General features: G+C 69.8%; 21 protein-coding genes and 5 tRNA genes. 12 read left to right on the forward strand and 14 right to left on the reverse strand.

Translation table 11 applies throughout. The features are described 5' to 3' along the window. Positions 1-72: 72 nt before the first annotated feature. Positions 73-795 carry a 2-phospho-L-lactate guanylyltransferase gene (cofC, locus tag SPRI_RS11265; protein WP_053556894.1) on the forward strand — a complete coding sequence of 241 codons (723 nt, stop codon included), beginning with the start codon at positions 73-75 and terminating at the stop codon, positions 793-795. A gap of 40 nt (positions 796-835) precedes the next feature. Next, the gene (locus SPRI_RS11270; protein ID WP_053556895.1) at positions 836-1,039 is read left to right on the forward strand and encodes a hypothetical protein; all 204 of its coding nucleotides are present in this window, start codon (positions 836-838) and stop codon (positions 1,037-1,039) included. 120 nt (positions 1,040-1,159) lie between these two features. Here the strand turns inward: SPRI_RS11270 and SPRI_RS11275 are convergent, their stop codons facing one another. From SPRI_RS11275 to leuC, 4 genes are all read right to left on the reverse strand, one after another. Continuing rightward, the gene (locus SPRI_RS11275) at positions 1,160-1,810 is read right to left on the reverse strand and encodes an HU family DNA-binding protein (RefSeq protein WP_005311432.1); all 651 of its coding nucleotides are present in this window, start codon (positions 1,808-1,810) and stop codon (positions 1,160-1,162) included. Between the two features lie 143 nt (positions 1,811-1,953). Beyond that, positions 1,954-2,181 carry an SCO5555 family protein gene (locus SPRI_RS11280; RefSeq protein ID WP_005311433.1) on the reverse strand — a complete coding sequence of 76 codons (228 nt, stop codon included), beginning with the start codon at positions 2,179-2,181 and terminating at the stop codon, positions 1,954-1,956. Between the two features lie 104 nt (positions 2,182-2,285). Beyond that, complete coding sequence (gene leuD, locus SPRI_RS11285) at positions 2,286-2,879, reverse strand: 3-isopropylmalate dehydratase small subunit (RefSeq protein ID WP_005311434.1); 594 nt, start codon at positions 2,877-2,879, stop codon at positions 2,286-2,288. Positions 2,880-2,884: 5 nt separating this feature from the next. Further along, positions 2,885-4,309, reverse strand: coding sequence for a 3-isopropylmalate dehydratase large subunit (gene leuC / locus SPRI_RS11290; protein WP_005311435.1), 1,425 nt, complete (start codon positions 4,307-4,309; stop codon positions 2,885-2,887). Between the two features lie 144 nt (positions 4,310-4,453). Between leuC and ndgR the strand changes: the two genes are divergently transcribed. Then, positions 4,454-5,170 carry an IclR family transcriptional regulator NdgR gene (gene ndgR / locus SPRI_RS11295; RefSeq protein WP_005311436.1) on the forward strand — a complete coding sequence of 239 codons (717 nt, stop codon included), beginning with the start codon at positions 4,454-4,456 and terminating at the stop codon, positions 5,168-5,170. A 125-nt stretch (positions 5,171-5,295) separates the two neighbouring features. Further along, entirely contained in the window at positions 5,296-5,544 is a 249-nt protein-coding gene (locus tag SPRI_RS11300) for an SCO4226 family nickel-binding protein (RefSeq protein ID WP_037773666.1), read from the forward strand. A 196-nt stretch (positions 5,545-5,740) separates the two neighbouring features. Here SPRI_RS11300 and SPRI_RS11305 read toward each other — a convergent pair. The 10 genes from SPRI_RS11305 to SPRI_RS38815 all read right to left on the reverse strand — a co-directional run bounded on the left by SPRI_RS11305 (position 5,741) and on the right by SPRI_RS38815 (position 10,444). After that, a tRNA-Glu gene (locus tag SPRI_RS11305) sits at positions 5,741-5,813 on the reverse strand. Positions 5,814-5,830: 17 nt separating this feature from the next. Further along, positions 5,831-5,902: transfer RNA gene (locus SPRI_RS11310), tRNA-Gln, on the reverse strand. Positions 5,903-5,918: 16 nt separating this feature from the next. Then, positions 5,919-5,991 (reverse strand) — tRNA-Glu (locus SPRI_RS11315). Positions 5,992-6,078: 87 nt separating this feature from the next. Next, positions 6,079-6,151: transfer RNA gene (locus SPRI_RS11320), tRNA-Glu, on the reverse strand. Positions 6,152-6,172: 21 nt separating this feature from the next. Further along, positions 6,173-6,244: transfer RNA gene (locus SPRI_RS11325), tRNA-Gln, on the reverse strand. A gap of 90 nt (positions 6,245-6,334) precedes the next feature. After that, the gene (locus SPRI_RS11330; RefSeq protein ID WP_005311445.1) at positions 6,335-7,057 is read right to left on the reverse strand and encodes an HAD family hydrolase; all 723 of its coding nucleotides are present in this window, start codon (positions 7,055-7,057) and stop codon (positions 6,335-6,337) included. A gap of 45 nt (positions 7,058-7,102) precedes the next feature. Beyond that, complete coding sequence (locus SPRI_RS11335) at positions 7,103-7,789, reverse strand: DUF4241 domain-containing protein (RefSeq protein ID WP_037773668.1); 687 nt, start codon at positions 7,787-7,789, stop codon at positions 7,103-7,105. A 117-nt stretch (positions 7,790-7,906) separates the two neighbouring features. Beyond that, positions 7,907-9,382, reverse strand: coding sequence for a glutamate--tRNA ligase (gene gltX / locus SPRI_RS11340; protein WP_005311449.1), 1,476 nt, complete (start codon positions 9,380-9,382; stop codon positions 7,907-7,909). Further along, positions 9,375-10,148, reverse strand: coding sequence for a fumarylacetoacetate hydrolase family protein (locus SPRI_RS11345; protein ID WP_005311450.1), 774 nt, complete (start codon positions 10,146-10,148; stop codon positions 9,375-9,377). Before SPRI_RS11345 ends, gltX begins: the two co-directional genes overlap by 8 nt. 122 nt (positions 10,149-10,270) lie before the next feature. After that, positions 10,271-10,444 carry a hypothetical protein gene (locus tag SPRI_RS38815; RefSeq protein WP_005311452.1) on the reverse strand — a complete coding sequence of 58 codons (174 nt, stop codon included), beginning with the start codon at positions 10,442-10,444 and terminating at the stop codon, positions 10,271-10,273. A gap of 579 nt (positions 10,445-11,023) precedes the next feature. On the opposite strand from SPRI_RS38815, the gene SPRI_RS11350 reads away from it, so the two are divergent. From SPRI_RS11350 to SPRI_RS11385, 8 genes are all read left to right on the forward strand, one after another. Then, a complete protein-coding gene (locus SPRI_RS11350; RefSeq protein ID WP_053556896.1) occupies positions 11,024-14,701 on the forward strand; it encodes a sensor histidine kinase in 3,678 nt (1,225 codons plus the stop codon). 9 nt (positions 14,702-14,710) lie between these two features. Continuing rightward, a complete protein-coding gene (locus SPRI_RS11355) occupies positions 14,711-15,124 on the forward strand; it encodes a roadblock/LC7 domain-containing protein (RefSeq protein ID WP_005311457.1) in 414 nt (137 codons plus the stop codon). Positions 15,125-15,264: 140 nt separating this feature from the next. Beyond that, entirely contained in the window at positions 15,265-15,669 is a 405-nt protein-coding gene (locus SPRI_RS11360; protein WP_005311458.1) for a DUF742 domain-containing protein, read from the forward strand. Continuing rightward, the gene (locus SPRI_RS11365) at positions 15,650-16,231 is read left to right on the forward strand and encodes a GTP-binding protein (RefSeq protein WP_050791472.1); all 582 of its coding nucleotides are present in this window, start codon (positions 15,650-15,652) and stop codon (positions 16,229-16,231) included. The genes SPRI_RS11360 and SPRI_RS11365 overlap by 20 nt, the downstream gene beginning before the upstream one ends. Positions 16,232-16,581: 350 nt before the next feature. Beyond that, on the forward strand, positions 16,582-19,875 hold the full coding sequence (locus tag SPRI_RS11370) for a sensor histidine kinase (protein WP_005311460.1): 3,294 nt from the start codon (positions 16,582-16,584) through the stop codon (positions 19,873-19,875). A gap of 10 nt (positions 19,876-19,885) precedes the next feature. Further along, complete coding sequence (locus tag SPRI_RS11375; protein ID WP_005311461.1) at positions 19,886-20,299, forward strand: roadblock/LC7 domain-containing protein; 414 nt, start codon at positions 19,886-19,888, stop codon at positions 20,297-20,299. Positions 20,300-20,436: 137 nt separating this feature from the next. Then, on the forward strand, positions 20,437-21,039 hold the full coding sequence (locus SPRI_RS11380) for a DUF742 domain-containing protein (RefSeq protein WP_005311463.1): 603 nt from the start codon (positions 20,437-20,439) through the stop codon (positions 21,037-21,039). After that, positions 21,020-21,601, forward strand: a complete 582-nt coding sequence (locus SPRI_RS11385; protein ID WP_050791473.1) for a GTP-binding protein — start codon at positions 21,020-21,022, stop codon at positions 21,599-21,601. The genes SPRI_RS11380 and SPRI_RS11385 overlap by 20 nt, the downstream gene beginning before the upstream one ends. Positions 21,602-21,613: the final 12 nt, after the last annotated feature.

The raw sequence follows: 21,613 nt of genomic DNA on the forward strand, positions 1-21,613 counted from the left end.
CGAGAACACGGTACGCCCCGGCCGCGGCCCCTCCCCTCGGGACCTTCTCCGATCCGGGCGACAATGGGCCCGATGCGCATGGACCAAGAGTTCAACACGGACACGGAGCCGGTCCCCCTGCCTGCCCTCGTCTGGTCCCTGGTCGTACCCCTGAAGCCGCTGGCCCTGGCCAAGAGCCGGCTGGCGGGAGCGGCGGACGACAGGCTGCGGCCCCGTCTCGCCCTCGCGTTCGCCCAGGACACCGTGGCGGCCGCGCTGGCCTGCCCGGCCGTGCGGGATGTGGCGGTCGTCACGGACGATCCGGCCGCCGCGGCCGGACTCACGGCGCTGGGGGCGAGGATCGTGCCGGACTCCCCCGCCGCGGGCCTCAACGCGGCGCTGGCGCACGGCGCCGAAGTGGTGCGTGCCGCGCGCCCCTCCGCGGCGGTCGCCGCGCTCAACGCCGACCTGCCCGCATTGCGTACCGCCGAATTGGCGAGAGCGCTGGCAGCGGCTTCGGTATTTACCCGGGCATTTCTGACGGATGCGGCCGGAATCGGCACGACTTTGCTCTGTGCCCGGCCGGGCGCGGAATTGCGCCCGGCTTTCGGCGGCCCTTCGCGCCTTGCGCATTTGGCTTCCGGTGCCACGGAAATCATGTCCGACGGCCTTGATTCCGTGCGCCAGGACGTGGACACCGGGGAGGATCTGGCCGCCGCGCTCGCCCTGGGCGTGGGCCGGCACACCGCGGGCCGCCTCGCGGCCGGCGCCCCGGCCGTGCCGAGGAAGCACGCCCGGCAGGGGCATGTGCCGTGACCGGCGGCGTCCGCCCGGCGGGGAGCACTAGGCTGACGCCATGCAGGCGACCTCGTACACCTACGACCCCGAGACCCGCAGCGGCAGTGTGCTGCTGGACGACGGCACCCCCGTGGACTTCGACGCGGCGGCCTTCGACGCGGGCGGCCTGCGGCTGCTGCGCCCGGGGCAGCGGGTGCGGATCGAGACCGAGGGTGAGGGCGAGAGCCGCCGCGTCACGCTGGTGACGCTGTACACGTTCTGAGGGCGCCGCCCGTACGGTGCCGAAGACACGCCGCGGGCCGGTCTCCCAGTGGGAGACCGGCCCGGCGCGTGAGTGGCTGTGCGGCGCTCGGCCGCTTGTTCCGGTGTCGCGCCCTCGGCGCTACTTGTTCCTCGAGGTCGTCTTCTTGGCGGTGGTCTTGCGCGCCGTGGTCTTCTTGGCCGGCGCCTTCTTGGCCGTGGCCTTCTTGGCCGGGGCGGTCTTCTTCGCCGTGGCCTTCTTGGCGGTGGTCTTCGCCGGGGTCGCCTTCTTCGTGGCGGCCGTGGTCTTCTTGGCGGTCGTCTTGGCCGTCGACTTCTTCGCTGCCGCGGTGGTCTTCTTCGCGGCGGTCTTCTTGGCGCCCGTGGTCGTCTTCTTCGCCGCGGTCCTCTTCGCGGCGGCCTTCTTGGCCGCGGACTTGGCGATGGTGGGCGGCGGGCCGGAGAGGCTCCCCTTGGGGGCCTTCTTGACCGCGACCTCGCCTCCCTTGGGGAGCTTCTTCGAGCCGCTGACCAGGTCCTTGAAGCCCTGCCCCGCGCGGAACCGCGGCACGGACGTCTTCTTGACCCGGACACGCTCGCCGGTCTGCGGGTTGCGGGCGTAGCGAGCGGGGCGGTCGACCTTCTCGAACGAGCCGAAGCCGGTGACCGAGACCCGGTCTCCGGCGACCGTTGCGCGGACGATCGCGTCAAGCACCGCGTCGACGGCGTCAGCGGCCTGCTGACGCCCGCCGAGCTTGTCGGCAATCGCTTCTACGAGCTGCGCCTTGTTCACGTCTTCCCCTTCGGAGACATTTGGCCGGAACGATCGCGTCCTGGCTTTTTCGCACGTTAGGCAGATATATACCGCAAATCAAACACGAAACGGGCTAATCACCCTAGTGCCGCAACGAAGTCGACCTCGGCGGAGTTCTGAGGTCAGCCGCCTTCGGGGAATCGACCCTCTTCCAGGTCCTTCATCAACCGGTCCAGACGCGTTGCCGCGCCGGGGAGATCGTGCTTCGCCGCCGCCGTGATGACCAGCAGCTTCCGGGACAGCGCCATCCTTACGCCCTCCGGGACTTGCAGTTCGCGCACCGTTGTGTGCGCTTCCTTCAACCGGGCCGCGACCGCCTCGTAGAGCTCGAGTTGGCTGTCGCGTTCCATGCACCGATTGTGCCATCTGGGGCGAGTTGTCGCCCCACGGGGCCTCAACATACGACTGCGCCCCTCGCCTTCCGGCGAGGGGCGCAGTTCGGGAAAACCGCTGCTCAGGCGTCAATTGTGCGGGGCTTGAAGGCCGGCCGGCCCGCCTCGTACGCCGCGATGTCCGCTTCGTTCTGAAGGGTGAGGCTGATGTCGTCGAGCCCGTTCAGCAGTCGCCAGCGGGCGTTCTCGTCGAGCTCGAAGTCGGCGGTGATTCCGGGCGCGAGGACCTGTCGCTTCTCGAGGTCGACGGTGATCTCGACCGTCGGATCGGTCTCCGTCAGCTCCCACAGCGCGTCCACGACGGACTGCTCGAGGACCACTGTCAGCAGGCCGTTCTTCAGGGAGTTGCCACGGAAGATGTCGGCGAAGCGGGAGGAGATGACGGCCTTGAAACCGTAGTTCTGCAGGGCCCAGACGGCGTGTTCGCGCGACGATCCGGTGCCGAAGTCGGGTCCGGCGACCAGAACGGAGGCGCCGCTCCGCTCGGGGCGGTTGAGGACGAACTGGGGGTCCTTGCGCCAGGCCTCGAACAGCCCGTCCTCGAAGCCGTCGCGGGTGACCTTCTTCAGCCAGTGCGCCGGGATGATCTGGTCGGTGTCGACGTTGCTGCGGCGCAGCGGGACGGCCCGGCCGGTGTGCGTGGTGAAAGCTTCCATGGTGTTCAGACTCCGGCGGGCGCAGGGGTTTCGGACAGGTCGGCGGGCGAGGCGAGGTGGCCCAGAACCGCGGTGGCGGCGGCGACCTGCGGGGAGACCAGGTGCGTGCGGCCGCCCTTGCCCTGCCTGCCCTCGAAGTTGCGGTTGGAGGTGGAGGCGGAGCGCTCGCCGGGCGCGAGTTGGTCCGGGTTCATGCCGAGGCACATGGAGCAGCCGGCGTGCCGCCATTCGGCCCCGGCCTCCTTGAAGACCTTGTCCAGACCCTCTTCCACGGCCTGGAGCGCGACGCGGACCGAGCCGGGGACGACCAGCATCCGTACGCCTCTCGCGACTTTGCGGCCGTCCAGGATCGCGGCGGCGTTGCGCAGGTCCTCGATGCGCCCGTTGGTGCAGGAGCCTACGAAGACGGTGTCCACGTTGATGTCACGCAGCGGCTGTCCTGCGGTCAACCCCATGTATTCCAGGGCCTTTTCCGCGGCCAGGCGCTCCGACGCGTCCTCGTACGAAGCAGGGTCGGGGACGTGTCCCGACAACGGCGCGCCCTGGCCGGGGTTGGTGCCCCAGGTGACGAACGGGGCGAGTTCCGCGGCGTCGATGAAGACCTCGGCGTCGAACACCGCGTCGTCGTCGGTACGCAGCGTCTTCCAGTACTCGACCGCAGCGTCCCAGTCGGCTCCCTGGGGCGCGTGGTCGCGGCCCTGGAGGTAGTCGAAGGTGGTGCGGTCGGGGGCGATCATGCCGGCGCGGGCGCCGGCCTCGATCGACATGTTGCAGATGGTCATCCGGGCTTCCATCGACAGCTTCTCGATGGCCGAGCCGCGGTATTCGAGGATGTAGCCCTGGCCGCCGCCGGTGCCGATCTTCGCGATGATCGCGAGGATCAGGTCCTTGGCGGTGACACCGTCGGGCAGCTCGCCCTCGACGGTGATGGCCATGGTCTTGGGGCGGGCCAAGGGCAGCGTCTGGGTGGCCAGCACGTGCTCGACCTGGGAGGTGCCGATACCGAAGGCCAGCGCTCCGAACGCGCCGTGCGTGGAGGTGTGCGAGTCACCGCAGACCACGGTGGTGCCGGGCTGGGTCAGGCCCAGCTGAGGGCCGACGACGTGCACGACGCCCTGCTCGACATCGCCCAGCGGGTGCAGCCGTACGCCGAACTCGGCGCAGTTCTTGCGCAGGGTCTCCAGCTGGACGCGGGAGACCGGGTCGGCGATCGGCTTGTCGATGTCGATGGTCGGGGTGTTGTGGTCCTCGGTCGCGATGGTGAGGTCGAGGCGGCGCACCTGCCGGCCGTTCTTCCGCAGACCGTCGAAGGCCTGGGGGCTGGTCACCTCGTGCAGCAGATGCAGATCGATGAAGAGGAGGTCGGGCTCGCCCTCGGCGCGCCGGACGACATGGTCGTCCCAGACCTTCTCCGCGAGTGTCCTACCCATCGCTTTCCCTCCGGCCGGCTGTGCCGCCGACACATCTAGAGATCTTGTGCAGTGCCCGTTGGTCCGCGGGCCGCCACTACAGCGTGGCAAGTTCCGGAGAAAATTGAACTTGCGTTTCACAGAGTGAGACGCGAGTATCGTTGCATGGACAACTCTAGCGGCGTCGGCGTCCTCGACAAGGCGGCCCTTGTCTTGAGCGCCCTGGAGTCCGGTCCGGCCACCCTCGCGGGGCTGGTCGCGGCCACCGGACTCGCACGACCCACGGCACATCGCCTGGCCGTGGCACTGGAGCACCACCGTATGGTGGCGCGGGACATGCAGGGCCGGTTCATCCTCGGCCCGCGGCTGGCGGAGCTCGCCGCCGCGGCGGGCGAGGACCGGCTGCTCGCGACGGCCGGGCCGGTACTCACGCATCTGCGCGACGTGACCGGCGAGAGCGCGCAGCTCTACCGCCGGCAGGGAGACATGCGGATCTGCGTCGCGGCGGCCGAGCGGCTGTCCGGACTGCGGGACACCGTGCCCGTCGGCTCCACGCTCACCATGAAGGCCGGCTCCTCGGCCCAGATCCTGATGGCCTGGGAGGAGCCGGAGCGCCTGCACCGGGGCCTCCAGGGCGCGCGCTTCACGGCGACCGCCCTGTCCGGCGTCCGGCGCCGGGGCTGGGCCCAGTCGATCGGCGAGCGCGAGCCGGGCGTCGCGTCCGTCTCCGCGCCCGTGCGCGGCCCCTCCAACCGCGTGGTCGCCGCCGTCTCGGTCTCCGGACCGATCGAGCGCCTGACCCGCCACCCGGGCCGTATGCACGCCCAGGCGGTCATCGACGCCGCCGCCCGCCTGAGCGAGGCCCTGCGCCGCAACGGCTGATCCCTCACTTCCGTACGTCCACGTCCGGCCGGCCCCTTCAACGCCGCAGGGGCCGGCCGGAGGTGTCCCCGGGCCCGGCCAGGTGCAGCATGGAAGTACCTGCGAGCGACGGAGGTGCTGGAGCGATGAGCGAGTTCATGGACGTACACCGCGGGATGAAGGGCATCACGAATGATCAGTTGATGGAGGCGCACCGCGCGGACCTCGCGATCGAGGGCGAGGAGGGCGTGCACTTCAAGAACGCGTGGGCGGACCCGGAGACGGGCACCGTGTACTGCCTGTCCGAAGGCCCCTCCGCGGACGCCGTGCAGCGTGTCCACGAGCGCACGGGCCACCCCGCCGACGAGATCCACCCGGTACCTCTCACTGTGTGAAGCCGGTCCCCCGAGGCTCCCGCCGTTCCGGAACGGCGGGGGTCTCTCATGGTTCCGGGCGCCGAACTCGTCGCCGGCACAAGGCGGATGGAGCGGATCCTCCGCGCGGCAGTACCCGCCCAAGAAGCGTCGCCCGGCCGGACCCGGGAACGCCGAAGGGGCCTTCCGACTGCTCGGAAGGCCCCTTCGGACTCTGTACCCCCGACCGGATTCGAACCGGCGCTACCGCCTTGAGAGGGCGGCGTGCTAGGCCGCTACACAACGGGGGCATGCATCCTGCGACGCGCTGGGCTACCAGGACTCGAACCTAGACTAAATGAACCAGAATCACTCGTGCTGCCAATTACACCATAGCCCATGGTGGTTTAGACCAGTACCCCCGACCGGATTCGAACCGGCGCTACCGCCTTGAGAGGGCGGCGTGCTAGGCCGCTACACAACGGGGGCCCTAGCGATCCTCATCCGACGACAGCCGGATGTTGTCACCGTGCGAAACACCGGGTGCGACCCAGGTGATCACGCGGGAAGGATCTGTACCCCCGACCGGATTCGAACCGGCGCTACTGCCTTGAGAGGGCAGCGTGCTAGGCCGCTACACAACGGGGGCTTTGCAGATAAGCTCTGCGAGCTGGCCTACCAGGACTCGAACCTAGACTAACTGAACCAGAATCAGTCGTGCTGCCAATTACACCATAGGCCACCAAAACTCAACCCCCTGCTGGGGGTCTTGTTCGGTCTGCGCTTCCGGCTCCCGGGCTTTCGGCCCGCTCTCCTTGGCGCAGGAAGAACATTACCCGAAGGTGGACGGCGCTCCAAAACGGGTATCGGCGCGGAGCAGGACCGGAAGCTCGTCGAGACCGGTGATCCTCATCAGCTCGGGACGCCCGCCGAGCCCCGCGCGGTCCAGCCAGATGCCGGTGAGTCCGGCCTCGACGGCGCCACGGGCGTCGATGTCCGGCTGGTCCCCCACGTACGCGACCTCGTGCGGAGCCAGTTCCATGGCCTCGCAGGCGGCCAGGAAGGCCCCTGCCTCCGGCTTGGAGATCCCGATCTCCACCGCGCACACGACGGCCTCGAAACGGTCCCGCACGCCGAGCGTGCGCAGCTTGCGCTCCTGGTTGTGGATGCTCGAATTCGACAGGATCCCGTGACGATAGTCATGGGCGAGGAGGTCCAGAACGGGCACCGCGTCGGGGAAGAGGGACCAGGCCGCCTCGTAGTGCCTGACGTGCCGGCCGAACCAGGCGTCCGCGTCCGCGTCGGTCATGTCCCGGGCGGAGAGGAACGCACGCACCCGGTCGCGCCGCTGCCCCTGGAAATCGGTCTCGCCCGCGGCGAACCGGGCCCACTGGACGTCCGTGATCGCCCGCCATGCGACAAGGGCCTGCTCGAGGCTCTCGTATCCCTCGGGCAGGCCCTCGTGCGCGAGGTGCTTGCTCATGCCGACGCGGTCGGCGCTCGCGTAGTCGAAGATCGTGTCGTCGAGGTCCCAGAGCACGGCTCGGATCGGCATAGGGCCGAGATTACGCGGCGGGGACGACGTCCGGTACGGCGCGTGTCAGCCCGCGACGCGCTCGTCCTCCGAGGGGACGACGAAGAAGTCGGTGACGAAACACGTGACATCGCCGTCCGTGTCCCGGCCGACCCAGGTCGGATAGGCGCCGTCGCCCCAGCCGGACATGAAGGCGATCAGGTTGTGGCCGGTGTCGGGGGCGGTGATCGTGTGCGGGCCGAGCCCGGCGTCGCCACCGGCGTCGAAGGCGTCCCAGAGCGGGCCCTTGTCGCCCACACAGTCGGGGAAGGACTCGTCGCAGGCGGCGTCGTAGAAGCAGCCGGTACCGGCGTCGACGCCGTAGGCGAAGAACTCGTCGTCGGCGAGCTCCGCCGGGTCCTGGCCCGCCTGGTGGGCGATCTCCCAGGTGACGGGCGCCGTGTCCTTGATCACCAGGCGGGCGGCGGCGATCCGCAGGTGCGGCGGCTCGCCGTCGGCCCGCTCCTCCTCGAATTCGGTGATCGTGGCGACGGCGCACTCCACGCGGTAACGGCCGGGCGGGACCTCAGCGGTGAACGGCTCGGACTCGCCGGTGCCGAGCGAGACGAAGGGGTCGCAGGCCACGACCCTGCCCGTGGGCAGCCACAGCTCGCCTGCCGGGATCACGGACATCGTGCCGGCCTGTCCGCCCTCCTCCTCGAACCGGTTGCCCGGTGTGAAGTGCCAGGAGAAATCGGGGGCGGGCATGGGCATGGGGTCCTCCGGCGGGCGGTGATCGGGATCGACCCGACCCTAGTGGTGCGCTCCGACAACGCCGAGGGGGCGGTGGCCTTCCCCGGCCACCGCCCCCTCGGACACGAACACGATCCCTTACGCGGCGAGCTTCGCCAGCGCCGCGTCGATACGGGCCAGGGTCCTGTCCTTGCCCAGGATCTCCAGGGACTCGAAGAGGGGCAGGCCGACCGTGCGGCCGGTCACCGCGACGCGGACCGGGGCCTGCGCCTTGCCGAGCTTCAGGCCGTGCTCCTCACCGGCGGCCAGGACGGCCTCCTTGAGGGACTCGGGGCTGGTCCAGTCGGCGCCCTCGAGCCGGGCGCGGGCGGTGGTGAGCAGGGCCGCCGGGTCGCCCTTCATCGCCTTGGTCCAGGACGCCTCGTCCTCGACGGGCTCGTCGAGGAAGAGGAAGTCCACGTTCGCCGTGATGTCGGAGAGGACCGTCAGCCGGGTCTGGGCGTGGGGGGCGATGGCCTCCCAGGCGGCGCGGTCGAAGTTCTCCGGCGCCCAGTTGGCGTGCGGGGCCTTCAGCCATGGCTCACAGGCCTCGGTGAACGCCTTCACGTCGAGCATCCGGATGTGGTCGGCGTTGATCGCCTCGGCCTTCTTCAGGTCGAAGCGGGCCGGGTTGGCGTTGACGTCCGCGAGATCGAACTTCGCGACCATCTCCGGGATCGTGAAGATGTCCTGGTCGGCCGAGAAGGACCAGCCCAGCAGGGACAGGTAGTTCAGCAGACCCTCGGGAAGGAAGCCGCGCTCCCGGTAGAGGTTGAGGGACGCCTGCGGGTCGCGCTTGGAGAGCTTCTTGTTGCCCTCGCCCATCACGTACGGCAGGTGCGCGAAGGAGGGGATCTCCTTGGCGATGCCGAGCTCGATCAGCGCCTTGTAGAGCGCGATCTGCCGCGGGGTGGAGGACAGCAGGTCCTCGCCGCGCAGGACGTGGGTGATCTCCATCAGCGCGTCGTCGACCGGGTTGACGAGCGTGTAGAGCGGGGCGCCGTTGGCGCGGACGATGCCGTAATCGGGGACGTTGTCCGGGGTGAAGGTCAGTTCGCCGCGGACGAGGTCCGTGAAGGTGATCGGCTCCTCGGGCATCTTGAAGCGGACGATCGACTCGCGGCCCTCGGCGTCGTACGCCGCCTTCTGCTCGGCGCTCAGCGTGCGGCACTTGCCGTCGTAGCCGGAGGGCCGGCCGGCGGCGCGGGCGGCGTCGCGGCGGGCCTCGAGCTCCAGGGCCGTGCAGTAGCAGTGGTAGGCGTATCCGCCGGCCAGCAGCTTCTCGGCGACGTCCCGGTAGATGTCCATCCGCTGCGACTGGCGGTAGGGCGCGTGCGGGCCGCCGACCTCGGGGCCCTCGTCCCAGTCGAGCCCGAGCCAGCGCATCGAGTCGAGCAGCTGGTTGTAGGACTCCTCCGAGTCACGGGCCGCGTCGGTGTCCTCGATGCGGAAGACCATGGTGCCGCCGGTGTGCCGGGCGTAGGCCCAGTTGAACAGGGCGGTGCGGACCAGGCCCACATGGGGGTTGCCGGTCGGGGAGGGACAGAAACGTACGCGGACGGAGCCGTTAGCCACGCTTGATCACCTTGTTGGTGAGAGTGCCGATACCTTCGATGGTGACGGCGACCTCGTCGCCGACGTTGAGCGGGCCCACCCCCGCGGGGGTGCCCGTGAGGACGACGTCGCCCGGGAGCAGCGTCATGGCCTCGGTGATGTGCACGATCAGGTCCTCGACGGACCGGACCATCTCGCTGGTGCGGCCCAGCTGGCGCTGCTCGCCGTTGACGGTGCACTGGATCGTCACGTCGGCCGCGTCGAGGCTCGTCTCCACCCAGGGACCGAGCGGGCAGGAGGTGTCGAACCCCTTGGCCCTGGCCCACTGCTTCTCGCGCTTCTGCGCGTCGCGCGCGGTGACGTCGTTGGCGCAGGTGTAGCCGAAGATGACGTCCTTGACGCGTTCGCGCGGGACCTCACGGCACATCCGGCCGATGACGACGGCGAGCTCGGCCTCGTGGTGCAGCTCGTTGGAGAACGACGGGTACTCGATGGCGTCACCGGAGCCGATCACCGAGGTGGTGGGCTTGAAGAAGGCGACGGGTACGTCGGGGACCTCGTTGCCGAGCTCCGCCGCGTGCTCCGCGTAGTTGCGGCCGATGGCCACGACCTTGTTGGGGAGCACGGGCGGCAGCAGACGGACCTTGCTCAGCGGGACCTTGGTCCCGGAGAGCTCGAAGTCGGCGTACGGAATGCCCTTGATGATGTCGAGGACGAGGCCGTCTGGGCCGTCCTCGACCGCGCCGAAGGCGACATTGCCGTCGATGGAGAACCTGGCGATGCGCACGGGATGCTGTCGCCCCTCTTTACTTGGTCGCTGGCCGGAGACTGACGCTCCAGGCTAACGCGGCGAGGGAGGCCCGCCCGGCTGCGTCACCGCGCACGTGACGGCAGTGATGACGCCGGCGGTCAGCGGACGGGGGCGTCCATGAGGATCGTGCGGCGGGGGTTGGCCGTCTGGGTGGGAAGATCGACCGAGTGCTCCTGCTGCTCCGGCGTGTGCAGCTCCTCCGCGTCCTTGAGGTGGGCGAGGGTCGTGCGCCGGGGGTTGGCTATGTTGCGGAACATCATCGTCGTCTTCATGTGGTGTGTCTGACCTTGTCCGAGTGCGGGCGCTATGGAGGAGCGCGGTTGACGGATTGCCCATCCCTGTAAAGCGTCAGGCTAAACATCGGATTCCCGTCGAAAGCCAGGAAGACTCAACGATCACCATGTGAGTTTGCTCACGAGCAGACGGGCAAATCAGGCAATCCGGACCCTCGATCACACATGCGGAACCGGACATTAGGCCACTGAAGCCCTTATTCCGCTCCTGATCATCGCGACTGGGACACCCCCTCCCCCTAAGCGACTCGTAAGCAGAAGTCCGTTTTACCCAGGAACGACCTCCACGACTTGTGACCGCACGCTTACATCGTGTCATCCAGGTCACAGGCCGGTACGTGGCCCTTGTTGGAGATCCGGCACTGTGCTGGAATTCCACGAACCGCCGCGGGTTTCGAACCGGCGCGCATGGGCGCAACGCAGCGCCGAGTTGCGGCGGGGAAGGGGGAGCAGCGCCGGTCACTCACGACCACCATGGGGCGCGATCATTGCCCCACGACGCCGACACCGTCCCGCCGTACAAGCGGAGGGACGCCTGGTCCAGAGGTTGCGACGCTAGTGCAGGGACGTTTCAAGAGGGATGGCAACAGCGCGGCGGAACAGGAGCCGCGCGGCGGGACCGACCGCGGCTCCTCGCCCCAGCACACCCACAACCAGGGACCGGCGGCCCCCGGCGACGGCGGTGAGCGCACCGGCCGCGCCGGCGCCAAGGCGTCCGGAGCCAAGCCGTCAGGCGCCAAGGCCTCCCCGGCCGACGCCGCCGGCTCACCGGCCAGGCCCAAGGGCCCCACGGACACCGGTTCGCGAATAGCGCTGCGCAACTGGCGCATCAGCACGCGTCTGGTGTCGCTGCTCACCCTGCCGGTCGTCGCGGCGACCACGCTGGGCGGACTCCGTATCAACGAGTCCATGGACGACATGAAGCAGCTGGACCACATGCAGCTGCTCACCAAGATGACGACGGAAGCGACCGAGCTGGCGCACGCGCTCCAGCAGGAGCGTGACCTCTCCGCCGGCCCGCTGGCCAACGGCTCCGTCGACACCGACTTCAAGGTCTCCGGCCCGCGCACCCAGACCGACCGCGCCCGCAAGGCCTTCCTCGAGGCCACCCGTTCCATCCCGAACAAGGACGACGACGAGGCGCTGGAGTCGATCCGCGCCAACGCGAACCAGATCGCGGTCCAGGTCAACAACCTCAACACCATCCGGAACACGGCCTACAAGGGCAAGGTTCCGAAGTCGCAGACGGTGGAGGGTTACAGCCGTCTGATCGAGTCGCTGCTGAGCCTCTCCCAGGACATGGCCCAGGCGACCAGCAACCCGGAGATGATCAAGCGCACGCGCGCCCTGGCGGCGTTCTCCTCCGCCAAGGAGTACGCGTCGATCCAGCGCGCCATCATCGCCGCGGCCCTGCCCGGCGGTGACGACGCGGAGACGCCCGGCCTCACGGAGAACGACCGCCTCTACGGACAGGCGGCGCTCGAGAACGGTGAGACCGAGCTCAAGAGCTTCAAGGCGATCTACGAGTCCACCGGCGGTGACTCCGAGGAACTGACGGCGCCGCTGGAGAACGAGAACCCGACGATCACGGCGGCCGAGCAGTACGCCAAGCGCGTCCTGGAGAACGAGAACGGCCTCGCGCAGCTGCCGATCCGTTCCCACCTGGACTGGACCGACGACTACTCGGTCCGCATCAACGCGATGAAGACCATCGAGCAGACGCTGCTCGGCCAGATGGAGGCCGAGGCGCGCAAGCTGCGCGAGGCGTCCCAGCAGGACGCCATCATCAACGGTGCGCTGATCCTCATCGTCCTCGGTGTGTCCCTCGTCGGCGCGTTCGTCGTGGCCCGCTCCATGATCCGTTCGCTCCGCCGGCTGCAGGACACCGCGACCAAGGTCGCCCAGGACCGTCTGCCCGAGCTGGTCAAGCAGCTCTCCGAGTCCGACCCGCAGGACGTCGACACCTCCGTCGAGTCCGTCGGTGTCCACTCCCGCGACGAGATCGGCAAGGTGGCCGCGGCCTTCGACGACGTGCACCGCGAGGCGGTCCGCCTCGCCGCCGAGCAGGCGCTGCTGCGAGGCAACGTCAACGCGATGTTCACCAACCTCTCGCGCCGCAGCCAGGGTCTTATCCAGCGCCAGCTCTCGCTCATCTCCGAGCTGGAGTCGCGCGAGGCCGACCCGGACCAGCTGTCCTCGCTGTTCAAGCTCGACCACCTCGCGACCCGTATGCGCCGGAACGGCGAGAACCTCCTGGTCCTCGCGGGTGAGGAGCCGGGTCGCCGGTGGACCCGCCCCGTGCCGCTGGTCGACGTGCTCCGTGCCGCCGCCTCCGAGGTGGAGCAGTACGAGCGCATCGAGCTGGCCTCCGTGCCCGCCACCGAGGTCGCGGGCCGCGTCGTCAACGACCTCGTGCACCTGCTCGCAGAGCTGCTGGAGAACGCCACCTCGTTCTCCTCGCCGCAGACCAAGGTCCGGGTCACCGGTCACGCGCTGCCCGACGGCCGCGTCCTGGTCGAGATCCACGACACCGGCATCGGCCTCTCCCCCGAGGACCTCGCCGCGATCAACGAGCGGCTGGCGTCGCCGCCCACCGTGGACGTCTCGGTCTCCCGCCGCATGGGTCTGTTCGTGGTCGGCCGCCTGTCCCTGCGACACGGCATCCGCATCCAGCTGCGCCCCTCCGACTCCGGCGGCACGACCGCGCTGGTCATGCTGCCCGTCGATGTCGCCCACGGCGGCAAGAAGGCTCCGGCGATGCCCGGTGCGGGCGGCCAGGGCGGGCCCGCGCCGGTCGGCGGCGGCGGTGCCCCGGCCGGTCTGCCCGGCCGTCCCGGCGGCCCCGGCGCCGGCCGTCCCGGCCTCGGCGGCGGCAACGGGGGCGGCGGCAACAGCGGCGGCCCGCTCGGCGGTGCTCCCGCGGGTGCGGGAAGTGCCCCCGGCAGCCGGCTCGGCGCCGGTGCGGCTCGCGGCCAGGTCGGTGCCGGTTCGGCGCCGCGCGCCGCGCTGCCCGCCCGTGACGACGCCGGCCGTCCGGCCCAGGGCATGCACAGCGCCCCGGGCATGCAGGGCCAGGGCCAGCAGAGCCAGGGCCAGCAGGGTCAGGGCGGCAGGCCCGGTCAGACGCAGGACCCCTCCCGTCAGGGCGGCGTGTTCGGCGGCGGCCGTGGCGCACAGGGTGCTCCCGCGCGGAACGAGGCTCCCCAGAACGGCTTCCAGAAGGGTGCGGCGCCCGCCGCGGGCGACCGCGGCCGTCAGCTGCCCCCGCCCGGCGGTCCCCGTGCCGAGCTGCCCGGCGGCCCCGCGCCCCGGCGCGACGAGCCCGTACCGCCGCGCCCGCAGCGCCCGCAGACCACCAGCTGGGGCAGTGACCAGCCGTCGCAGCCGCAGCGTCCGTCCGCGGACGCGCCGCGCGGTCACGAGGACCACGACAGCAACCATGGCCCGGGATCGACCGCCGAGTTCGCGCGGCCCGACTACAACGCGGGTCCGCCGCAGCCCGGCCTGCCGGCCGGCCCTTCCTCGACGGGGCAGTTCGTGCGCCCCGACGTGTACGGGGCGTCGAACCAGTCCCCGGCCGGCCAGTACGGCCGTCCGGAGGCGCAGGACCCGGCGTCCACCGCCCAGTTCGCCCGCCCGGACTTCGGAGCGCCGCAGCCGCCCGCCCCGCACCGGCGGGACGAGTCGAGTTTCGCGCCGCCGCGTCCGGCGGCCGGGCTGCCCGCCCCGCAGCAGCCGGAGGCCCTGCCCCCGGCCGGGCCCGGCGACGGCCGTACCCCCCTGTACGACACCCTGGAGACCAACTGGTTCCGCGGTGTGCAGGGTGGCGGCCGGCCCGCCGACGAGCAGCAGGCACCGGCGGAGCGTCCCGCTCAGCCGGCGCCGCAGCGCAACCCCGCGCAGAGCCCGGCGACCCCGGGCAACGCGCACCACGCGAGCGGTGCCTGGCGCTCCTCGCCCAACGACGAGTTGGTACGTCAGGCCGAGCGGGTCAGGAAGCCCGCGGCCGGCGGCGTCACCACCTCCGGCCTGCCCCGGCGGGTCCCGCGCGCCAACCTCGTGCCGGGCACCGCTCAGGAGCAGAACCACCAGGCCGGTCCGCAGGTTTCGCGCGCGCCTGATGACGTGCGCGGCAGGCTGACCAATCTCCGCCGGGGCATCCAGCAAGGCCGTCAGCAGAACAGCTCGACGACCGGAAGCTTCAACCTCGGCCCCTCTCACCAGCAGGAGCGTTAGTTGAGCCCGATGAGCCAGGCGGCGCAGAATCTGAACTGGTTGATCACCAACTTCGTGGACAACACCCCAGGGGTGTCGCACACGGTGGTGGTCTCCGCCGACGGTCTTCTGCTGGCGATGTCAGAAGGTTTCCCGCGCGACCGCGCCGATCAGCTGGCGGCCGTGGCCTCCGGTCTGACGTCGCTGACCGCGGGTGCCTCCCGGATCTTCGAAGGCGGTCCGGTGAGCCAGACGGTCGTGGAGATGGAACGGGGGTTCCTCTTCCTCATGTCCGTCTCCGACGGGTCCTCGCTGGCCGTGCTCGCGCACCCCGACTGCGACATCGGCCTCGTGGGCTACGAGATGGCGCTCCTCGTGGACCGTGCGGGCAGCGTCCTCACTCCGGACCTGCGCGCCGAGCTCCAGGGAAGCCTTCTGCACTGAGCCCGAGCCGCGAGCCGAAACCCCACGCACCGGCTCGCGGCCATCAGTCACCGCACCGTCACCAGCACGGCCGCCAAAGGCCCCCCACCGGCCCAACCAGACGGCACAGCCGACCACTTGCTGTCACGCCCGGAGGATTCATGACCCCGCCACCCGCCTCTCACGATCCGTACGGTACGTCGGTAGACGCGTACGGGGACGAGGGCGACCAGCCGCTGGTACGTCCGTACGCCATGACCGGCGGCCGGACCCGGCCGCGCTACCAGCTCGCCATCGAGGCGCTGGTCAGCACGACGGCCGATCCGGCCCTGCTCGCCGGGTTGCTTCCCGAGCACCAGCGGATCTGCCATCTGTGCCGGGAGGTCAAGTCCGTAGCCGAGATCTCGGCGCTGCTGTCGATGCCGCTCGGTGTCGCGCGGATCCTCGTCGCCGACCTGGCGGAGGCCGGCATGGTGGCCATTCACCAGCCGGGCAACGGAGAGGCCGGCGGCACGCCGGATGTGACACTGCTCGAAAGGGTGCTCAGTGGACTTCGGAAGCTCTAGCGGCGGTTCGGCCCGGTCGACGACCTCCGCGAAGATCGTGGTGGCGGGCGGCTTCGGCGTGGGCAAGACCACGTTCGTGGGCGCCGTCTCGGAGATCAACCCGCTGCGTACCGAGGCCGTCATGACCTCCGCGTCGGCTGGCATCGACGACCTCACCCACACCGGGGACAAGACGACGACGACCGTCGCCATGGACTTCGGCCGCATCACCCTGGACCAGGACCTGATCCTCTACCTGTTCGGCACCCCCGGACAGGACCGCTTCTGGTTCATGTGGGACGACCTCGTCCGCGGCGCCATCGGCGCCGTCGTCCTCGTCGACACCCGCCGCCTCGCCGACTGCTTCCCCGCCGTCGACTACTTCGAGAACAGCGGCCTGCCCTTCGTCATCGCCCTCAACGGCTTCGACGGACACCAGCCCTACAACCCCGAAGAAGTCCGCGAAGCACTCCAGATCGGCCCCGACACCCCCATCATCACCACCGACGCCCGCCACCGCGCCGACGCCAAGAGCGCCCTCATCACCCTGGTCGAACACGCCCTCATGGCCCGCCTGAAGTAGAATGGCCAAGTAGACGACGCAATACGGCAGTTGTCGTAGTTGCCTTGGGACGGGCTGTGTCTTTTGACACGGCCCGCCTCCGTGTTCATAACATTTCGACAGAGAATTCCGGCGCAGTGGACACCCGTTGCACACGGGCGGTACCACTGTGCTCACATGAGCCTCGCCTTTTGACGGGGCTCGTTCTTTATGCCCGTTTTATGCGAGGCGTACGCCACTCGGAATCGCTGATTCCGAGTGTTTGGAATGCGGCCGGTCCACGTGCTGGAATTCCTCGAACTGCCGAGTAGTACGGCTCTGAACGAAACACGGCACAGCGTAGGTGCCGACGCCGAGAGGTTGTTGGTCGAGTGAGGCGAAGCAAGACGAGCTCCGCAGAGCAGCAGGCGCGGGGCAACTTCACCCCGCCGTCGCGCACAGCGGCGCCGCCTGCGAATGCGTCGGGAGCTTCCGGCTCCTCGCCGGCCGTCGGCGGACCGGGAGGCGGCACCGGGGGCAGCACCAGCCGCTTGTCCCCGCGCAACTGGCGGGTGCCCACCCGTCTGAACGCGATCCTCCTCATACCCGTGCTCGTCGGTCTGGTGATGGGCGGGTTCCAGGTCAAGCAGTCGATCGACACCTGGAGCGAGGCGCAGGACGCGGAGAAGACGGCGCTCATCGTGCGCGCGGCCTCCGAGTACGGCCAGGCCCTCCTCAACGAGCGTGACCTGACCGCACAGCCCCTGCTGCTCGCCACCAGCGAGGACGCCCGGCAGGCGGCCGTCGTCACCGAGGCGTACGACACCACCGACGCCGCGAAGGCCAAGTTCGACCTGGCCGTGCAGGACATGCCCACCGGGCAGGGTCTCGACCGCCGCCTCCAGCTGTTCAAGCAGGAGGAGCCGAAGCTCGCCGATCTGCGCAAGGCGGCCTACACCAAGGCCCTCGACCCGGTGCAGACCGAAGAGGGCTACGTCAAGATCCAGCACGTGCTGATGGAGTTCGCCAACGAGCTCGGCCTCGGCACCGGCAACGTCACCAGCTACGGCCGTACCGTGTACGCCGTCCAGCTCGCCAAGGCCGCCGCATCCCTGCAGCGCTCCATCGGCGTGCACCTGCTGGTCCGGCCGAGCAAGGACGAGAACGTCCTCGCCAAGCAGACCATCGCGTTCAACTCGTACAACTACCTCGAGCAGATCGCCATCGGCGAGTACGTCTCCGGCGGTACGGAGGCCGACACCGTACGGCTCAAGGAAGTCATGGCCGGCAAGGCCGCCGAGGGCGGCAAGCGGCTCGCCGCGGCCGGCCTGAACCCGCCCAAGGGCGCCGACGGCTCCGTCTTCACCGGTATGGCCACCGCCATCGGCTCCGGCACCAGCCCCGAGAGGCTGAGGACGCAGGACGTCACGCCCGAGACGTGGATGGGCGCGGCCACCGCCAAGTTCGACGGCTACACCGAGATCGAGACCGACCTCGTCGACCGGGCCGTGAACGAGGCCGCGGCGATCTCCGACGACGCCAAGACCGACGCCATCGTCAACGGCCTGATCGTCGTCATCGCCCTGCTCACCGCCTTCATCCTGGCCGGCCTCATGGCCCGCCAGATGAGCCGCTCGATGCGGCAGCTGCGCACCGCGGCGTTCGGCATCGCCGAGCAGCGCCTGCCGATGCTCGTCGACCAGCTCTCCCGGACCGAGCCGGGCCGGGTCGACACCCGCGTCCAGCCCATCCCGATCGACACCCAGGACGAGATCGGCGAGGTCGCCCGGGCCTTCGACCAGGTGCACCGCGAGGCCGTCCGGCTCGCCGCCGAGCAGGCCATGCTCCGGGGCAACGTCAACGCGATCTTCACGAACCTCTCCCAGCGGAACCAGTCGCTCATCGAGGGCCAGCTGACGCTGATCACCGACCTCGAGAACAACGAGGCCGACCCGGACCAGCTCGAGAACCTCTTCAAGCTGGACCACCTGGCGACCCGTATGCGCCGCAACGGTGAGAACCTGCTGATTCTCGCCGGCGAGGAGCCCGGCCGCCGCTGGAACCAGCCCGTGCCGCTCGTCGACGTGCTGCGCGCCGCCTCCTCCGAGGTGGAGTCCTACGAGCGCATCGAGCTCACCGGCGTCCCGGAGACCGAGATCCACGGCCAGGCCGTGACCGACCTCGTGCACCTCCTCGCCGAGCTGCTGGAGAACGCCACCACCTTCTCCTCGCCGCAGACCAAGGTCCGCGTCACCGCGACCCGTCTCCCCGACGGCCGCGTCATGGTCGAGATCCACGACAAGGGCATCGGCCTCACCGCCGAGGACTTCGCGGACATCAACCACAAGCTGGCCAACCCGCCCACCGTGGACGCCGCCGTCTCCCAGCGCATGGGCCTCTTCGTGGTCGGCCGCCTCGCCGACCGGCACGGCATCCGCGTCCAGCTGCGCCCCTCGGGCGAGCAGGCGGGCACCACCTCGCTGGTCATGCTTCCCGACGCCATCACCCACGGTGGCGGTGGCGAGGCACTGCCCGAGGACGACTTCACGGTCTCGCAGATCATCCCGGAGCAGCAGTCCTTCGAGAGCGCCCCGATGCGGACCGCCGCGGAGCTCGGCTTCGACGACTCCCGCTACGAGCAGCCCTCCGACGGCTCCGCGACCCAGCTGGACCCCGTGGGCCGCTCCCTGATGCGCGAGGAGCGCAGGGCGGCCCTGGAGGCCCAGGCGCAGGGCGAACGGCCGCTCTACCGCGACGAGTCGCCGTACGAGCAGGAGCAGGCTCCGCAGCAGGACTACAGCGCCGAGTACGGCCAGCAGTACGCACAGGCGGACCAGGGCTACGCGCAGAACCAGCAGCCGGCGTACGACGAGTACCAGGGCGGCGGCTACCAGGACGCGTACCAGCAGCCGGCGAACGGCGGCTACCCGGAGCACACGGAGCAGCAGGATCCGCTTCAGGGCGCATATGCGGAAGCCACATACCAGGACCCGCAGAACACCCAGCAGCAGTACGAGGGCCAGTACGACGCCCAGCCCCACCAGGGCGAGTGGGCCGATCACAGCGGTTACCAGACCGCTTACGAGCCCGAGTACCGTGCAGAAGCGGAATCTGCGCCCTCCGCTCCCGCGAACGGCTCGGACCGCGTAGGCTTCGAGCGTCCGGGACCGTCGCCGAGCAGCAGCCACGAGCTGACCGATGCCGGTCTTCCCCGGCGCGGTGGCAGCCAGAAGCCTTCGTCGGCGCAGCAGGTGCCGCAGACGCAGGCACCGCAGCAGCCGCAGTGGCAGCAGCAGTCCCCCGAACAGGCTCCGGCCGCTCAGCAGAGCGGACAGGCCACGGGCGGCAGCGGCAACGGCTCGGGCGGCTTCGGTGGCGGGAGCTCCGACACCGAAGACTGGCGCTCGGCGAACGACGAGCGCTGGCAGCGGGCGGAGAAGCTTCGCGACCCGAAGGCGGGCGGGGTCACCTCGTCCGGTCTTCCCCGGCGGGTACCCAAGGCCAACCTGATCGAGGGCACGGCCGAGCAGACCCCGCAGGGCGGCCCACAGGTCTCCCGCGCCCCTGAGGACGTGCGTGGCAGGTTGAGCAACCTGCGGCGCGGTGTCCAGCAGGGACGCAGCGCGGGAACGGACACGAACGGACCGGGCTCCGGCCCGGGCAGTACCTACAACCAGGAGCGTTAGTGTGAGCCCGATGAGCCAGGCGGCGCAGAATCTGAACTGGTTGATCACCAACTTCGTGGACAACACCCCAGGGGTGTCGCACACGGTGGTGGTCTCCGCCGACGGACTCCTGCTGGCGATGTCAGAAGGTTTCCCGCGCGACCGCGCCGATCAGCTGGCGGCCGTGGCCTCCGGTCTGACCTCGCTGACCGCGGGCGCCTCCCGGATCTTCGAAGGCGGCGCCGTCAACCAGACGGTCGTGGAGATGGAGCGCGGCTTCCTCTTCATCATGTCCATCTCCGACGGCTCCTCGCTGGCCGTGCTGGCCCACCCCGAGGCCGACATCGGCCTCGTGGGCTACGAGATGGCGCTTCTGGTCGACCGTGCGGGCAGCGTCCTCACTCCCGACCTGCGCGCGGAGCTCCAGGGAAGCCTGCTCAACTGACGTTTCGCCGGGTTTGCCCCGGTAGTTGCTCTTGACCAGTAGACAGACAGTGCGTTTCTGGCCACCGCACCGTTAAGGTGCGGTGGCGCGGGCTCCACAGGGACAGGAACCGGCGACAGGCAGTCGGAGGAGGAAACGTGGCAACACCCCCAGGCGGGCGCCCTTATGAGGGCGGTCATCAGCCGCACGGTGAGCACACAGACAACCGCTTCAACTTTCCTTCGACGCCGGGCAGAGCGGGTGCGCAGCAGCCCTACCAGCAGTCGCAGTCGCCGTACGACGCGTCCTACGACCCGTCGTACGACCAGTCCTACGGCCGGCAGCAGCCCCACATCCAGCCGGTGGCGCAGCGACGGGCCCAGGAGCCCGCGAAGGCGTCGCCCGCCGGTTCCGGCAGGCACAACCCGCTGGTGCGCCCGTACGCCATGACCGGCGGCCGGACCCGGCCGCGTTACCAGCTCGCCATCGAGGCGCTGGTCAGTACCACGGCCGACCCGTCAAGGCTGCAAGGGCAGTTGCCCGAGCACCAGCGGATCTGCCGGCTGTGTTTCGAGATCAAGTCGGTGGCTGAGATCTCGGCACTCCTCTCCATCCCCCTCGGCGTTGCCCGGATCCTCGTCGCCGACCTGGCGGAGGCCGGACTTGTCGCCATTCACCAGCCCGGCGGCGACGAGTCCGCCGGCGGCCAGCCAGACGTGACACTGCTCGAAAGGGTGCTCAGTGGACTTCGCAAGCTCTAGCGGCGGTGCTGCCCGCTCAACCACCAGCGCGAAGATCGTGGTGGCGGGCGGCTTCGGCGTGGGCAAGACCACGTTCGTGGGCGCCGTCTCGGAGATCAACCCGCTGCGTACCGAAGCCGTCATGACCTCCGCGTCGGCGGGCATCGACGACCTCACCCACACCGGGGACAAGACGACGACGACCGTCGCCATGGACTTCGGCCGCATCACCCTGGACCAGGACCTGATCCTCTACCTGTTCGGCACCCCCGGACAGGACCGCTTCTGGTTCATGTGGGACGACCTCGTCCGCGGCGCCATCGGCGCCGTCGTCCTCGTCGACACCCGCCGCCTCGCCGACTGCTTCCCCGCCGTCGACTACTTCGAGAACAGCGGCCTGCCCTTCGTCATCGCCCTCAACGGCTTCGACGGACACCAGCCCTACAACCCCGAAGAAGTCCGCGAAGCACTCCAGATCGGCCCCGACACCCCCATCATCACCACCGACGCCCGCCACCGCGCCGACGCCAAGAGCGCCCTCATCACCCTGGTCGAACACGCTCTCATGGCCCGCCTGCGGTAACCGTCCCTGCGG

This window comes from Streptomyces pristinaespiralis (assembly GCF_001278075.1).
Classification (GTDB): domain Bacteria; phylum Actinomycetota; class Actinomycetes; order Streptomycetales; family Streptomycetaceae; genus Streptomyces; species Streptomyces pristinaespiralis.

Coding starts and splice junctions, on each gene's coding strand:
- SPRI_RS11300 (WP_037773666.1), top strand. CDS start 5,296: ATGAGCGAGTTCATGGACGTACACCGCGGGATGAAGGGCATCACGAAT.
- SPRI_RS11355 (WP_005311457.1), top strand. CDS start 14,711: ATGAGCCAGGCGGCGCAGAATCTGAACTGGTTGATCACCAACTTCGTG.
- cofC (WP_053556894.1), top strand. CDS start 73: ATGCGCATGGACCAAGAGTTCAACACGGACACGGAGCCGGTCCCCCTG.
- SPRI_RS11270 (WP_053556895.1), top strand. CDS start 836: ATGCAGGCGACCTCGTACACCTACGACCCCGAGACCCGCAGCGGCAGT.
- SPRI_RS11335 (WP_037773668.1), bottom strand. CDS start 7,789: ATGCCCATGCCCGCCCCCGATTTCTCCTGGCACTTCACACCGGGCAAC.
- SPRI_RS11280 (WP_005311433.1), bottom strand. CDS start 2,181: ATGGAACGCGACAGCCAACTCGAGCTCTACGAGGCGGTCGCGGCCCGG.
- SPRI_RS11360 (WP_005311458.1), top strand. CDS start 15,265: ATGACCCCGCCACCCGCCTCTCACGATCCGTACGGTACGTCGGTAGAC.
- SPRI_RS11375 (WP_005311461.1), top strand. CDS start 19,886: ATGAGCCAGGCGGCGCAGAATCTGAACTGGTTGATCACCAACTTCGTG.
- leuD (WP_005311434.1), bottom strand. CDS start 2,879: ATGGAAGCTTTCACCACGCACACCGGCCGGGCCGTCCCGCTGCGCCGC.
- SPRI_RS38815 (WP_005311452.1), bottom strand. CDS start 10,444: ATGAAGACGACGATGATGTTCCGCAACATAGCCAACCCCCGGCGCACG.
- ndgR (WP_005311436.1), top strand. CDS start 4,454: ATGGACAACTCTAGCGGCGTCGGCGTCCTCGACAAGGCGGCCCTTGTC.
- leuC (WP_005311435.1), bottom strand. CDS start 4,309: ATGGGTAGGACACTCGCGGAGAAGGTCTGGGACGACCATGTCGTCCGG.
- SPRI_RS11330 (WP_005311445.1), bottom strand. CDS start 7,057: ATGCCGATCCGAGCCGTGCTCTGGGACCTCGACGACACGATCTTCGAC.